Here is a 13,642-nt window from a genome sequence, read left to right on the forward strand (position 1 = left end):
CCCTGTCACGCCGCAGCGCAGCAGTTGGCAAAGAAATGCTTAGTGGACCGGTGGAGCTATACAGGAAAGGGCAATGCCGCACCGTCGCGCAGAACATTTGCGGCCACTTCAGAATAGTCGTCACCGTCCGTTTCGTGGCGTGCGCCATCATGCAGCACCAGCCCGTCATGCAGCCGGAAATCGGCGCGCCCGTTTTTGCGCCCGCGGATCAGAACCAACTGGGCGTCGCGACCCCGGCGCGGGATCAGCGGCAACACCTGAAGCGATCCGAGACAGGTGGACATGGCAGCCATCAACGCGGGCAGACGCTCGATGCGCTGGATGAAGCTCACATAGCCCTTGGGCTTGCAGCGTTTTGCCGCGACCTCAACCCAGGCCTCCAACGGGGTATCGCCGCCAAGGGCGATGTCGCGGCCGGCATCCCGCGCGGCGGTGGATCGGTCGCGCAGGAAATAGGGGGGATTGGAGAAAACGTGATCGAATTGCTGCTGGCGCAACCCGTCCGGCAGGGCGGTCAGGTCGCCGGTTAGGACCTCGAACCGCGCCGCCTTATCAATGGCCTTATCAGTGACTTTATCACTGGCATTGTCAGCCGCATTGCGCCGCGCCAGACCCGCATATTCAGGCTGCAGCTCCAGCCCGGTGACAGCAAGCCCCGGCACCCGCGCCATAAGGCAGAGCGAGGCAACCCCCACGCCGCAGCCCAGCTCTAGCGCAGTTTGACCGGATTTCGCCGGCAGTGAGGCCGCCAGCAACACCGGATCAACCCCCGCACGGTAGCCATCTACCGGCTGCCAGGCCGTGACCCGCCCGCCCAGAAAGTCGCTTTGAACCGGATCTTGCATTGCCTCTGAACCCCCTTAACCTTCCAGCGCGATCCCATTGTCGCGCAGCACGGTTTCCGCCTCTTCGTGATCGTCCGGATGGACCATCAGGCGGCGCGGCAAAATGCCGATGCTGCCCTCGAGGACGCTCATATTTACGTCCATTTCAAAGCAGTCTATACCCTCCCCCTGAAGCAGGGCTTTGGCAAAGGCGATCGACGTCGGGTCGGTGGTACGAAGCAATTGTTTCATAGTGGGGAAATATGGGCATGACGCGCGATTTGTCGAGCAAAACGCGCACCATGGGCGAGACAAGATGAACCTGGATCACGCAAGCACAAAACCACATGAGCGTCTGGCGGCGCATCTCGAGGCCAAATTGGCCGAAGTGAACGACATGATTCAGACGCGCATGGCGTCGGAACATGCGCCGCGTATTCCGCAGGTCACCGCACATCTGATCAACGCCGGCGGCAAACGTCTGCGCCCGATGCTGACCTTGGCGGCGGCGGATCTTTGTGGCTATCAGGGGCCTTATGACGTGCATCTGGCCGCAACGGTGGAGTTCATTCACACCGCCACCCTGCTGCACGACGATGTGGTTGACGAAAGCGCCCAACGGCGCGGCCGTCCCACGGCAAACCTGATGTGGGACAACAAATCGTCTGTACTGGTGGGGGACTACCTGTTCTCGCGCTCGTTCCAGATGATGGTGGAGCCGGGCAACCTGCGGGTGCTCAACATTCTGGCCAATGCCTCGGCGACAATTGCCGAAGGTGAGGTGTTGCAGCTGACCGCGGCGCAGGATCTGGCAACGGATGAAAGCGTCTATCTGAAGGTTGTGCGTGGCAAGACAGCGGCGCTGTTCTCAGCCGCGACGGAAGTTGGCGGTGTGATTGCCGAGGCGTCCGAAGCGCAGATCAAAGCGCTGTTTGACTATGGCGATGCTCTGGGGATCTCCTTCCAGATCGTGGATGATCTGCTGGATTATCAAGGTGATAGCGCCGCGACGGGCAAAAACGTTGGCGATGATTTCCGCGAGCGCAAGCTGACCCTGCCGGTCATCAAGGCGCTGGCCAAGGCTGACGATGAGGAACGCGCTTTCTGGGTGCGAACCATTGAAAAGGGCCGCCAGGAAGAGGGTGATCTGGACCACGCGCTGGCATTGCTGAACAAACACGGCACGCTGGAAGAGACCCGTCAAGAAGCGCTTGATTGGGCCGCCAAGGCAAAGGACGCGCTGGCGGTGCTGCCCGACCATCCGGTGCGGGATCTGCTGGTGGAGATTGCCGACTACGTGGTCGCGCGGATCAACTGACCTAGCGCAACAGACAAGACCGCACCCACCAATCGGGGCGGGCAAGGATTGAGGCGGCTTCGGCCGCCTTTTTGCTGTCTGGATAGAGGCCAAAACAGGTGGCGCCAGATCCTGACATCCGTGCCAAGGCGGCGCCGCTGCCTTGCAGTGCTTGCAGCACGTCAGCGATCACTGGCTGGGCTGCAACGGCAGGCGCTTGCAGATCATTGCGTTGCTGGGCCAGCCAATCGACGAGGTCAGTGGCGCTTAGGTTTGGTGGCAATGCCGTCATCGGCGCGTTGTCTTTGCTGACCAGCCCGTCAAACACCGCCCCCGTTGGGACTGGTACGCCGGGGTTGACCAGTACCGCATGCAGCGGCGGCAGATCTACGGGGGTCACATCCTCCCCAATGCCGCGCATGAAACCGGCGCGGCCCAACATGCAGATCGGCAGATCCGCGCCAAGGCTCAGGCCCTGATCCGGCACCTCTTGCCCCGTCAGCTGCGCAAGCAGGCGCAGGGCCGCCGCCGCATCCGAAGAACCGCCACCAATCCCCGCCGCTGCGGGCAGGTGTTTTTCCAAGGTGAAGGTGGCAGGCTGTTCCATCAGTTCCGCCGCACGTAGCACCAGATTGGACGGCCCCACCGGCACACCCTGCCCCATCGGGCCGGACACGGCCAGAGAGGTTTCGCCCAGCCGACAGGTCAACCGGTCGCCTAGGTCAGCAAAGACCACCAGCGAATCGAGCAGGTGATAGCCATCCTGCCGTTGACCGGTGACATGCAGGGTCAGATTGACCTTGGCCGGGGCAAATCCTTCGATCTTTTGCATCTTTTCAGAAACTTAGTCCGCCGGCCGCAGAGGGTCGGCGCCCTCGGCCTCTAGCACCGCGTCCAGACCAACGTCCAGTTTCTGGCGGATACGATCGGGATCAATGTCGCCCGAAGTATCTTCGGGATCGACAAAGGACAGCGCCCGTTTCCACTGGAACTCGGCCTCGCGGAAGCGCCCAACCGACCACAGCACATCGCCCAGATGGTCGTTCACAATCGCGTCCACCGGCATCAGTTCAGCGGCACGTTCCATATGCGGCACCGCTTCTTCATAGCGGCCCAGACGGAACAGCACCCAGCCAAGGCTGTCGACGATATAACCACTGTTAGGACGGGTCGCGACGGCGCGTTCGATCATCGACAGCGCCTCATCCAGTTTGATCTGTTTCTCCACCAGCGAATAGCCAAGGTAGTTCAGCACCTGCGGGTGTTCGGGATTCAGGTCCAGCGCTTTGCGAAAATCCGCTTCGGCACGGTCCCAGATGTCCAGCCGCTCATAGCTGATGGCCCGAGCGTAATAGACAAACCACTGGTTCGGACGCTCCTCACCATAAAGACCCAACGCCGCGTCATAGGCCTCAACAGCGGCCTCATATTCCTTGGTCTGGCGGCGTAGATCGCCAAGCGTAACATAGACCACCGGCAGATCGCCGTGGCTTTTGGTCAGCGCTTCCAGCACCTCGGCCGCCACTTCCAGCTTGCCGCCAAGGCGCAGCGCATCAGCGCGGCCCAGTTCGGCGGCATGGTAAGACGGGTTGTCCTTGCCAATCTTGCCATAGGTTTCTTCGGCCAGATCATAAAGTTCCAGATCTTCCAGCAGACCAGCGGACAGAAGCACCCCTTCGGTGTGGCTGGGACGCAGGTGTTCGGTCACACGGGAATAGAGCAGCGTGTAATCCGCCCCCGCTTCATTGCGCAGCGCCGCTGCAACGGAATAGAACACCTCGGCAATGCCATCCTTGGGGTTGCGGATGGTGTCAAAACGCAGCACCTCTCCGGCCTGCAGTGCGTCGCGCAGGGCGCGCAATTCCGGATCCAGCTCGGGGCCAAACTGTGCGGTGATCAGCGCCAGCGCGTCGTCGCCACGTTCCAGCTGGCTGAGCATCTCGATCTCAGCGATCACACCGCGGCGGGTGCGGTTCAAACCGTTGTCTCCTGCCGCCTCAAAAATTGCCAGAGCAGCCTCATAATCGCCGACCGACCCAAGCGCCAAGGCTTTGTGGTAACGGGCAAATCCGCCAAGGCTGGCCTCTTCGGCTACCGTGTCAAACTGCGCCATGGCGCCAGACACATCGCCTTGCCCCAACAACGCCCAGGCCCAGACCAGCCCATCCACCAGCGGCCCAACGCCTTTGCCTTCTTCAAAGCGGGTCGAAAGGGCGCTGTAGCGCTCTTGTTTGGCGGCGTCGCTGATCAGAACCATATTGCCGATCTGGCTGGATGGGCCTGCACTTTCCAACCGGCGAGCAATTGGGGCGGCGCGGCCAATTTCACCCAGCGCCAGTTGGGCGTGGGCTGCGGCTTCCATCAATTGTAGGCTGCTGGGATCACGGGCCAGCGCGCGCGTGTAATACTGAGCGGCAACCTCAAAATCGGCACTGCCACCAGCGGAACGCGCCGCCAGATAGGCCCCGGCCAGCCCGTCGGCCTGCGCCACAGGGGCGAGGCCCATCGCTGCCGCCAGAATGAGTCCCGAAATTGTTTTCCGCATAAGATCCGCCCGCAAAAAGTCCTGATATTTACCCTGACAACCTAACGTCCTCCTCGATAAAGGCAATCAGAAGCAGCGGGAATTGGCGCAACCGTGATGCCCTGTCAGATGGCAAGACCTGTCAGCAGTCTGGTTGCTTGGTCGCTGGGCAGGACGCTAGGCTGACGGCCTGCCGCATCCAAGCCACAGAACAGGAGGATCCGCCCATGGTCACAGGACATGTGTTTATCGCCACCAGCCTTGATGGGTTTGTCGCCCGGGACGACCACACCCTTGACTGGTTGATGAAACAGCCGCAACCGGCGGATGATGACGGCGGCTATGCCGCGCATATGGCCGAAATGGACGGGCTGGTGATGGGAGCGGGCAGCTTTCGTACGGTTTTGGGATTTGGCCAGTGGCCTTACGAAAAACCGGTTGTGGTGATGAGCCGGAGCCTCGCCGAGGCCGATATCCCTGAAGATCTGCGCGACAAGGTCCGGCTCAGCCGATTGTCGCCCCGAGACCTGATGCAGGACCTTTTTGCGCAGGGATGGAAACGGGCCTATGTGGACGGCGGGCAGCTGGTGCAGAGCTTCCTGCGGGACGGGCTGATTGCGGAGATGAAGATCACGCTGATTCCGATCCTGCTGGGATCGGGGATTCGGCTGTTTGGACCTTTGGAGGCGGATATCGATCTGGAACTCATCGGCAGCCGCCCGATCGGCGACGCCATGCAGCAGATGCATTATGGGGTGACATAGATCCGCTGACACCAGAAACGAAAAGGGCGGCCCAAAGAGCCGCCCTGCCGTCTGGATCCATCAAGATCACATGTTGGGATAGTTCGGACCGTCGCCCCCCTGCGGGGTGACCCAGGTGATGTTCTGAGCCGGATCCTTGATGTCGCAGGTCTTGCAGTGGACGCAGTTCTGGAAGTTCACCACAAACTCCTGCTTGCCGTCTTTTTCAACAATCTCATACACGCCGGCCGGGCAGTAACGCTGCGCCGGTTCGTTGTATTTCGGCAGGTTGTTGGCCAGCGGCACGATGTCATCGGCCAACTGCAGGTGGGCGGGCTGGCTTTCTTCGTGGTTGGTGAAGGAGAAGCTGACGTTGGTCAGCCGGTCAAAGCTGAGGGTGCCATCGGGCTTGGGGTAGTCAATCGGCTGGTGCAGCGACGCGGGTTCGGTCGCCTCGGCGTCGTTTTTGCCGTGTTTCAGCGTGCCGAACAGCGAAAAGCCACCGGTGAGCGTCTGGAACCACATGTCAAAGCCGCCCAAAGTCAGCGAGGCGGTGAGGCCAAACTTGGACCACAGCGGTTTGACGTTGCGCACTTTCTTCAGGTCTTTGCCGATCGCGCCTTTGCGAACCTCTTCTTCGTAGTCGTGCAGCTCATCACCGGAACGGCCCGCCTTGATCGCCTTGTTGGCCGCTTCGGCCGCAGCGATCCCCGACAGCATGGCGTTATGGTTGCCTTTGATGCGCGGCACGTTGACCATGCCGACCGAGCAGCCCAGCAGCGCCACACCAGGCGCCACCATCTGCGGCATCGACTGGTAACCGCCTTCCGAGATTGCCCGCGCCCCATAGGCCACACGTTTGCCGCCTTTCAGCAGCTCTGCCACCATCGGGTGATGTTTGAAACGCTGGAATTCCATGTAGGGGAACAGATGCGGGTTCTTGTAGTTCAGATGCACCACGAAACCGACATAGACCTGATTGTTTTCCAGATGATAGATGAACGAACCACCACCAGCGTTTGCCCCCAGAGGCCAGCCCATCGTGTGGGTGACGGTGCCCTCTTTGTGCTTGGTGGGATCGATCTCCCAGATCTCTTTCATACCGATGCCGAATTTCTGCGGCTCTTTGCCATCGGACAGGCCGTAGCGTTCGATAACCTCTTTTGACAGCGACCCGCGCACACCTTCGGACAGGAAGACATATTTGCCGTGCAGTTCCATGCCTGGCTCATAGCCGGGGCCCTGGCTGCCGTCGGCCTCTTTGCCGAACTCACCAGCAACCACACCTTTGATGTCGCCATTGTCGCCATAGACCAGCTCGGAGCACGCCATACCGGGGAAGATTTCCACCCCCAATGCCTCGGCCTGCTCTGCCATCCAGCGGCAGACATTGCCCATTGAGACGATGTAGTTGCCGTGGTTGTTCATCAGCGGCGGCATCGGCAGGTTGGGGATACGCACCTCACCGGCTTCACCCAGCATGAAGAAGTTGTCTTCACGCACCGGCACTGTCAGCGGCGCGCCTTTTTCTTTCCAGTCGGGGATCAGCTTATCAAGCCCGCAGGGGTCCAGAACCGCACCGGACAGGATATGCGCGCCCACTTCCGAGCCCTTCTCCAGCACGACGACCTCAAGGTCTGCATCCAGCTGTTTCAGACGGATCGCTGCGGACAGACCCGCGGGGCCTGCGCCTACGATGACAACGTCATATTCCATTGCTTCCCGTTCGATGTCCGACATGGGTGGCCCTCCTTGGATGCGCCGCGTAACATTATTTCGCACGTGGTTACCGCGCTGCAGCATTGTTCGTCAATTGCGACCGGACGTTAAATTGCCTCGGTGCGACGTTGCGTTGTTGTTTACGGCCTTTGAACGGCTGTTTGCGCCTTCTGTTACGGTCTAATCCGTGTCCGGCTGATCCCCCATCAGATAGCGTGGCCCCTGCCCTTTTTCGTGGGCGCGGTCTTCGTCATTGTAGAGGCTGCAGGCTTTCAAAGACAGGCAGCCACAGCCGATACAGCCGTCCAGCTTGTCCCGCATGGTTTGCAGCGCGGCGATGCGCTGATCCAACTCGTCGCGAAATTCTTCCGAGATCTTGGCCCAGTCCGCCGGCGTCGGCGTGCGATTTTCGGGCAGGCGGCGCATCACGTCGCGGATGCGGGAGATGGTGAAGCCAAACTTTTGCGCGATCATCACAAAAGAGAGCCGCCGGATATCAGACCGTTCAAACCGCCGCTGTCCGCCGTCATTACGCCAGGGATGCACCAGCCCTTCGGATTCGTAATAGCGGATCGCCGAGACCGCCAACCCCGTCCGTTCCGCCAAAGCGCCAATCGACAGGCCGGAGCGAATTCGTAAGCGATTGTTTTTTATCACTTCTCTCTCCTTGATCTAAAGTTAAGTTTAGAAATTAACCTGCAAGAGACTGATAAATCAAGAAACGAAAGGAATTTTCCAATGAATGTCAGCCTTGAACACGCCAATGTCACTGTTTCCGATCCTCATAAAACCGCCGACTGGCTGGGCCGGGTTTTCGGCTGGAAGGTCCGCTGGGAAGGCACCTCGATCAATGGCGGCTACACCGTGCATGTCGGCAATGAGACCTCTTATCTTGCCCTTTACACCCCCGGCGATGACGCCACGGGAGCGGTGGACAACAGCTATGCCGTCCGTGGTGGGTTGAACCATCTGGCGGTGGTGGTCGAAGACCTTGATGGGGTGGAGGGCCGGGTGAAAGCGGCAGGGTTCACCACGGGCAATCATGGCGACTATGAGCCCGGCCGTCGGTTCTATTTCCACGATGCCGACGGGATCGAATTTGAGGTTGTCAGCTACGCTGCCTGATGCCTCGCCTCAGAGAACATTTGCCCTAAACAACCACAGTGTGGCGGGAAATTGCCCCGTTCCCCTGCCCGCCGCACTGGCAATGACCGCTTTCCCTTGCATTGCGCCCCCGCTTTGGGTCAGGTATTGCCGCAACAACGATAACAAGGCGGCGGCGCCGATGCGTCCGCCGCCCTCTCTCATGGAAAAGGGGCCCATGGAAAAGATACCGATGACCCGCACCGGCTTTGCGGTACTGGAAACCGAGCTGAAGTCGCTGAAAACCGAAGACCGTCCTGCCATCATTCAGGCCATCGCTGAAGCGCGCGAGCTGGGCGACCTGTCGGAGAATGCGGAATACCATTCGGCCCGTGAGAAACAGAGCTTCATCGAAGGCCGCATCAAAGAGCTGGAAGGTGTGATTTCGCTGGCGGATGTGATCGAACCCACTTCACTGTCGGGTGCCATCAAGTTTGGTGCAACCGTGACCCTTGTTGATGAGGACACCGACGAAGAGAAGGTCTGGCAGATCGTTGGCGAATACGAAGCCAACATCGAAGCGGGCCTTTTGAACATCAAATCGCCCATCGCCCGCGCCCTGATCGGCAAAGAAGACGGCGACAGTGTTGAGGTCCGCACCCCCGGTGGTCTGCGGTCCTACGAAGTGCTGAAAATCGAATATATCTAACTCTGGTATTCGGGGCTGCGGCCCCGATTTCCCCCCTCTTTTTAGACATCCATAAGCAGATCGCGGCAATGACCGACAAACGCAGCAGCGCGCCGACCCCGATGGGTCTTTATGACAAGCCAAGCCAGTCCCGGATCACCGGGTTTGAACTGGCGGCCATTGGACTGAGCGCGCTCTGGGTTCTGGGGTCGGGTTGGTTCTTTCTGACCTTGCCCAAACCCGAGGCCAGCTTGGAACCGGATTCACTGCGGTTTTTGATGACGCTTCTGGTGGTCTTCCTGCCTGTTGCGATGATCTGGGTGGGCGCCACCGCCGCCCGCTCCAGCCGTGTGATGCGCGAGGAAAGCGCCCGTTTGCAGGCCGCCATTGATGCGATCCGCCACGCCTATGTGGCACAGGCGCAGGGCCGCGACATGCAGGCGGAACCCTCTGTGACCAAGAAACTGGAAGAGATTGCCGAAGCGCAGCGCAAGACCGAAACGGCTTTGGCAACCTTCACCTCCAGCCGCGACCGCGAGGCGATCCGCCCACAGCCCGAAGCGGCCCCGACAGAACCGGCCGAGGATCAGGGCGACCTGCCGCTTGGCACCCCCGCCGAGGCCCTGACACCCCCACTGGCACGCGCCACCTTTGTGCGGGCGTTGAACTTCCCGGATACGGCCGAAGACGAACAGGGGTTTGCTGCGCTGCGTCGTGCGTTGAAAGACCGCGAAGCCTCCCTGCTGATCCAGGCCAGCCAAGACGTGCTGACCCTTCTGAGCCAGGATGGCATCTACATGGATGACCTGCGCCCTGACCTGTGCAAGCCCGAGATTTGGCGACGCTTTGCCCAGGGTGAGCGCGGACGGGTGATCGCCAAGATCGGCGGCATCCATGACCGCAGTTCACTGGCCCTGACCGCCGGCCGGATGAAGGAAGACCCGATCTTCCGCGACGCGGCGCACCATTTCCTGCGTCGTTTCGACAAGATGGTGCAGGAGTTTGAGCAAACCGCGTCGGACGCCGACATCACCGCGCTGTCTGAAACCCGCACCGCCCGCGCCTTTATGCTGCTGGGCCGCGTTGCCGGAATTTTTGACTGATCCGATTTCCCCGATTGCATCCCGCTCATGGGACGGCTACGGATTGGGAAAATCATTAACTTTGGTCAACCATGTCCCGCTCCACCTCCCCCTACCGGCAGGGTGTCCTTGACGGTCTGCCCTTCTTTGCTGTGATTGTGCCGTTCGGCATGCTCTTTGGTGTGATCTCCGCCGAGGCGGGGCTCAACATGTTTGAAGCCGTGGCCTTTTCAGTGGTGGTCATTGCCGGCGCGGCGCAGTTTACCGCGATCCAGCTGCTGATCGATCAGGTGCCGACGCTGATCGTGCTGACCTCCGCCCTGGCGGTGAACCTGCGCATGGCGATGTATTCGGCCTCTCTGACGCCGCATATCGGCGGGGCACCGCTGTGGAAACGGGCGATTCTGGCCTATTTCACCATCGACCAGAGCTACGCCTGCGCCATTGTCGCCTATGAAAAGAACCCGCAGTGGCAGCTACAGGAAAAGGTGTCCTATTTCCTTGGCACCGCCTCGGCGATATGCCCGCCTTGGTACGTCTCCACCGCCTTTGGCGCCTGGCTGGGCGCGGGGGTGCCGGACAATCTGGCGCTGGATTTCGCGGTGCCGATTACCTTTATCGCCATGATTGGACCAATGCTGCGCACCGGCGCACATCGCGCGGCGGCGCTGGCCTCGGTGGTGCTGGCGCTGCTGTTCAGCGGCCTGCCCTATAACCTTGGCCTGATGGTCGCGGGTGTCGGCGCCATGATGGTGGGGGCACAGGTAGAGCTGTGGCTGGAGCGGCGCGCAACAACGGGCGCGAACCAAGAGGGAGAAGGCGCATGAGTGAGATTTCGCAAATCGCGCTCTGGACCGTCATCATTGGTCTTGGCATCGGCAGTTTCAGCCTGCGGTTTATGTTCACCGGCCTGATCGGGGATCGTAACATGCCCGAATGGCTGCTGCGGCACCTGCGGTATACGGCTGTGGCCATCCTGCCCGGGCTGGTGGCCCCGCTGGTGGTCTGGCCAGCTGGCACTGACGGCACCTTTGACCTGCCACGTCTGGCGGCGGCGCTGGTGGCGCTGACGGTGGGATGGGTCAGCAAAAGCGTGATCTACGCCATGGGCGCAGGCGCGGTGACGCTCTACGGATTACTGTATTTGCTGGGTTAAGACGGGCGGATCCGCCGGCAACGGCTGGCCGGATCAATACCCGTTGGCGTTCATGTTATCGATCACCTTGGCCGGATCATATTCGGCCAGGGCTTTGAACCGGTCGCCATCGTCATATTCGTACAGTTCCGCGCGGGTGGCGTTGGGGAACTGGGCAAACTGATCGGACAGATCCTTGGGATACCAAGTCTGGCTGATGCCTTCGAACCCCGGCAGCTGGCTGAGAATTTCCGAGGTGGAATTGGCACAATAGGCGTCCGGCACTTCGCCACGGCTCAGCGCCAGTTTCAGCGCCTGTTCGGCCACCTCTGGTGAAACGTCCAATTCCTGCACCACAACGTGATAGGTCTTGCGGGCATGGAAACGGGTATAGACATCGGCCAGCCGCGGCGTGACGTTAAAGACCACGTCATCGCGGGTCACAATGCCGCCTTTGCGGAAGGAACCGGCAGGGTCAAAAATCACCCGTTGCGATCCGTTGATCATCAACGAGGTGTGGGCGCCACGGCCCGACCGGTTGTTGATCATGGTGTAGAGGGTCAGGCGGGGTGGACCATCATGCCGATAGACCGAGGCCGCCAGAACCTCATCGGAAATGGGGGGATCCTGTTTCACCACACAGCCCGCCAGCATCGAAACTGCTGCCAGAGCGATCACAGCCTTGCGCATCGCGTCCCCTCCTCCGTTAGAACGGCCCGCCGGAACGGGCCGGCTCAGATCAGCCGTTCACCAGTGCCAGCACGATCAGTGTGGCGATGATGACGATGACCGACCATTTGGTGAAGTTGATGAAGCCTTCGTAGACTTTTTCCTGAACTTCGATGTTCATTTCACCGTGCTTGTGCTCAGCCATGTGCGCGTCCTTTTTGGCTTGGTAATTCTTAGTTCATCGCTGATTAGCGGATTTTTCTGACCCTGTCACCACGACAGATGCGCCCAGTGCGTGCAATGGGCGCATATTTGTTGTCGCAGTCTCAGCTCTTTTCCAGATCTGCCGCCAGACGGAAGCCGATGCGGTTTGCCTCAACCTGTTCAGGCTGCTTTTGCAGGGCACGCAGAATCACGCTCAGCTGGGTGACATGCTGCACCAACTGGGTTTTGGTACCGGTCTCATCCGAGCCGTAAAACGTCACGATATCGGGGTCAAAATAGCCCATGCCTTCGATCCGCAGCACTCCGGCGTTGCTACCGGCAAAGCCCATCGCAACCTCATGATCCTTATCCAGCGTCTCTTCGAAGTTCTGGATATAGAGGATCAGCCGCTCATAGGCCCATTGCGCCGCGCTTTTCTTTTGCACCGGCGTGGCCGTCACATTTGCGGGCACCTCATTGTTGGCCTTGGCGTCCGGGTCGGCGTAGACCTCATGACGGCGTGGCAGAACCGCATCTTCGTGCAGTTCGGCGGAGGTTTGGATCTCATCTTGCATGGCGCGTCCCCTTTTCCCTGTTCGCAAACGGGCTGCGCCTTGGATCTAGCTGCGTTGCCACAGCCACGCCCCATCCGCGCGACGTTCACGTTTCACCTGACCTGTGTGATGCAGATGATTGAGATGCGCAACCGCTTCGACCATCGCGAGCCCATAGGTGCCACCGTCAATGCTGCGCTTGAACAAAGGTGGAAAACACTCCACCGCAGTGCGTGGCTCCGCGAGATGGTCCAGCAGTCGACGCAGCCCACCGTGGTGGTTCTCAATCAGCTGATGCATCCGCAGGGGCAGGCCGGTGAAGGGCCGTTTATGGCCGCCCAGCACCAGATGATCCTCCCGCGCGAGGGTTTGCAGACGTTCGCAGCTTTCCAGCCATTCGCCCAGCGGATCGGCCTCAGGTTCGGTCGGGTGAACGCCAATGTTGGGGCTGATCGAGGGCAGGATCTGATCGCCCGAGATCACCAGATTGTCATTACGTGACCACAGCGTCAGATGCTCTGGCGCGTGGCCATTGCCGATATGGACGTCCCAATCCCGCCCCCCGGCGCGAATCACGTCACCCTGCTGCACCCGTGTGTAGCCAACAGGCAGGAAGTGGCTGATATCGGCAAAGTTGAACGGCCGCTCGTTCAGACGTTTCTGCAGCACCTCCTCCGCCATGCCAGCGCTTTTCCAGAACGCCACAGCCTGCGGCGTCGGGGCCGTTTCCTCGTCCAGGATCAGCATCCGCGACATCAGGAAGGCGGTGCGGGTGGTGATCAGTTCGGCGTCGAAACGCGCCCGGAACCAGCCCACCGCGCCGACATGGTCAGGATGGTGATGGGTCAGGATCACACGGGACACAGGTTTGCCGCCCAAGGGCCCCGCCAGCAGGGTTTCCCACAGCGCAACCGAGCGTTTAGAATAGACCCCCGCATCCACGATGGTCCAGCTGTCACCCTCATCCAGCGCGTAGACATTCACATGGTCCAGCGCCATCGGCAAAGGCATCCTGATCCACAAGACACCCTCGGCCACCTCCAGCGTGCCGCCGTTTTCCGGTGTCTCAAACGGGTAGCGCAGGCCACCCATTTCAGACCTGTCGGTTTTCACGTCGAGG

Annotated in this window: 17 protein-coding genes; 7 read left to right on the forward strand and 10 right to left on the reverse strand. The window is 60.5% G+C overall.

Going from position 1 to position 13,642, the window contains the following annotated elements:
* Positions 1 to 56: 56 nt before the first annotated feature.
* Both SIC14_RS01595 and SIC14_RS01600 read right to left on the reverse strand, forming a co-directional pair.
* Positions 57 to 845: a tRNA1(Val) (adenine(37)-N6)-methyltransferase gene (locus SIC14_RS01595; protein ID WP_412564102.1), complete on the reverse strand. Its 789-nt coding sequence runs from the start codon at positions 843 to 845 to the stop codon at positions 57 to 59.
* A gap of 15 nt (positions 846 to 860) precedes the next feature.
* The gene (locus tag SIC14_RS01600; protein WP_412564103.1) at positions 861 to 1,076 is read right to left on the reverse strand and encodes a DUF2007 domain-containing protein; all 216 of its coding nucleotides are present in this window, start codon (positions 1,074 to 1,076) and stop codon (positions 861 to 863) included.
* 64 nt (positions 1,077 to 1,140) lie between these two features.
* Here SIC14_RS01600 and SIC14_RS01605 point away from each other — a divergent pair, with 64 nt between their 5' ends.
* On the forward strand, positions 1,141 to 2,142 hold the full coding sequence (locus SIC14_RS01605; RefSeq protein WP_412564104.1) for a polyprenyl synthetase family protein: 1,002 nt from the start codon (positions 1,141 to 1,143) through the stop codon (positions 2,140 to 2,142).
* A 1-nt stretch (position 2,143) separates the two neighbouring features.
* Here the strand turns inward: SIC14_RS01605 and SIC14_RS01610 are convergent, their stop codons facing one another.
* The gene (locus tag SIC14_RS01610; RefSeq protein ID WP_412564105.1) at positions 2,144 to 2,953 is read right to left on the reverse strand and encodes a 4-(cytidine 5'-diphospho)-2-C-methyl-D-erythritol kinase; all 810 of its coding nucleotides are present in this window, start codon (positions 2,951 to 2,953) and stop codon (positions 2,144 to 2,146) included.
* Positions 2,954 to 2,965: 12 nt separating this feature from the next.
* Entirely contained in the window at positions 2,966 to 4,666 is a 1,701-nt protein-coding gene (locus tag SIC14_RS01615; RefSeq protein WP_412564106.1) for a tetratricopeptide repeat protein, read from the reverse strand.
* A gap of 206 nt (positions 4,667 to 4,872) precedes the next feature.
* On the opposite strand from SIC14_RS01615, the gene SIC14_RS01620 reads away from it, so the two are divergent.
* The gene (locus tag SIC14_RS01620) at positions 4,873 to 5,409 is read left to right on the forward strand and encodes a dihydrofolate reductase family protein (protein ID WP_412564107.1); all 537 of its coding nucleotides are present in this window, start codon (positions 4,873 to 4,875) and stop codon (positions 5,407 to 5,409) included.
* 66 nt (positions 5,410 to 5,475) lie between these two features.
* On the opposite strand, the gene SIC14_RS01625 is transcribed toward SIC14_RS01620, so the two are convergent.
* Together SIC14_RS01625 and soxR are read right to left on the reverse strand one after the other, a co-directional pair.
* Entirely contained in the window at positions 5,476 to 7,128 is a 1,653-nt protein-coding gene (locus SIC14_RS01625) for an electron transfer flavoprotein-ubiquinone oxidoreductase (RefSeq protein WP_412564108.1), read from the reverse strand.
* A gap of 159 nt (positions 7,129 to 7,287) precedes the next feature.
* Complete coding sequence (gene soxR / locus SIC14_RS01630) at positions 7,288 to 7,764, reverse strand: redox-sensitive transcriptional activator SoxR (RefSeq protein WP_412564109.1); 477 nt, start codon at positions 7,762 to 7,764, stop codon at positions 7,288 to 7,290.
* A gap of 81 nt (positions 7,765 to 7,845) precedes the next feature.
* On the opposite strand from soxR, the gene SIC14_RS01635 reads away from it, so the two are divergent.
* The 5 genes from SIC14_RS01635 to SIC14_RS01655 all read left to right on the forward strand — a co-directional run bounded on the left by SIC14_RS01635 (position 7,846) and on the right by SIC14_RS01655 (position 11,116).
* Positions 7,846 to 8,232, forward strand: coding sequence for a VOC family protein (locus SIC14_RS01635; RefSeq protein ID WP_412564110.1), 387 nt, complete (start codon positions 7,846 to 7,848; stop codon positions 8,230 to 8,232).
* 196 nt (positions 8,233 to 8,428) lie between these two features.
* Positions 8,429 to 8,899, forward strand: a complete 471-nt coding sequence (gene greA, locus SIC14_RS01640; protein ID WP_412564111.1) for a transcription elongation factor GreA — start codon at positions 8,429 to 8,431, stop codon at positions 8,897 to 8,899.
* Positions 8,900 to 8,967: 68 nt separating this feature from the next.
* On the forward strand, positions 8,968 to 9,981 hold the full coding sequence (locus tag SIC14_RS01645; RefSeq protein ID WP_412564112.1) for a hypothetical protein: 1,014 nt from the start codon (positions 8,968 to 8,970) through the stop codon (positions 9,979 to 9,981).
* A gap of 71 nt (positions 9,982 to 10,052) precedes the next feature.
* Complete coding sequence (locus tag SIC14_RS01650) at positions 10,053 to 10,787, forward strand: AzlC family ABC transporter permease (protein WP_412564113.1); 735 nt, start codon at positions 10,053 to 10,055, stop codon at positions 10,785 to 10,787.
* Positions 10,784 to 11,116: an AzlD domain-containing protein gene (locus SIC14_RS01655; protein WP_412564114.1), complete on the forward strand. Its 333-nt coding sequence runs from the start codon at positions 10,784 to 10,786 to the stop codon at positions 11,114 to 11,116. Before SIC14_RS01650 ends, SIC14_RS01655 begins: the two co-directional genes overlap by 4 nt.
* Positions 11,117 to 11,149: 33 nt before the next feature.
* Here the strand turns inward: SIC14_RS01655 and SIC14_RS01660 are convergent, their stop codons facing one another.
* The 4 genes from SIC14_RS01660 to SIC14_RS01675 form a co-directional block, all read right to left on the reverse strand.
* A complete protein-coding gene (locus tag SIC14_RS01660; protein ID WP_412564115.1) occupies positions 11,150 to 11,785 on the reverse strand; it encodes a hypothetical protein in 636 nt (211 codons plus the stop codon).
* A 49-nt stretch (positions 11,786 to 11,834) separates the two neighbouring features.
* Complete coding sequence (locus SIC14_RS01665) at positions 11,835 to 11,969, reverse strand: aa3-type cytochrome c oxidase subunit IV (protein ID WP_412564116.1); 135 nt, start codon at positions 11,967 to 11,969, stop codon at positions 11,835 to 11,837.
* Between the two features lie 121 nt (positions 11,970 to 12,090).
* The gene (locus tag SIC14_RS01670) at positions 12,091 to 12,543 is read right to left on the reverse strand and encodes a DUF6173 family protein (protein ID WP_412564117.1); all 453 of its coding nucleotides are present in this window, start codon (positions 12,541 to 12,543) and stop codon (positions 12,091 to 12,093) included.
* Between the two features lie 45 nt (positions 12,544 to 12,588).
* Positions 12,589 to 13,614 (reverse strand): MBL fold metallo-hydrolase, encoded by a 1,026-nt coding sequence (locus tag SIC14_RS01675; protein ID WP_412565807.1) that lies wholly within the window; start codon positions 13,612 to 13,614, stop codon positions 12,589 to 12,591.
* Positions 13,615 to 13,642 lie beyond the last annotated feature (28 nt).

Origin of the sequence: Thalassobius sp. MITS945101, assembly GCF_047123305.1 — a bacterium.
GTDB lineage: Bacteria > Pseudomonadota > Alphaproteobacteria > Rhodobacterales > Rhodobacteraceae > Thalassobius.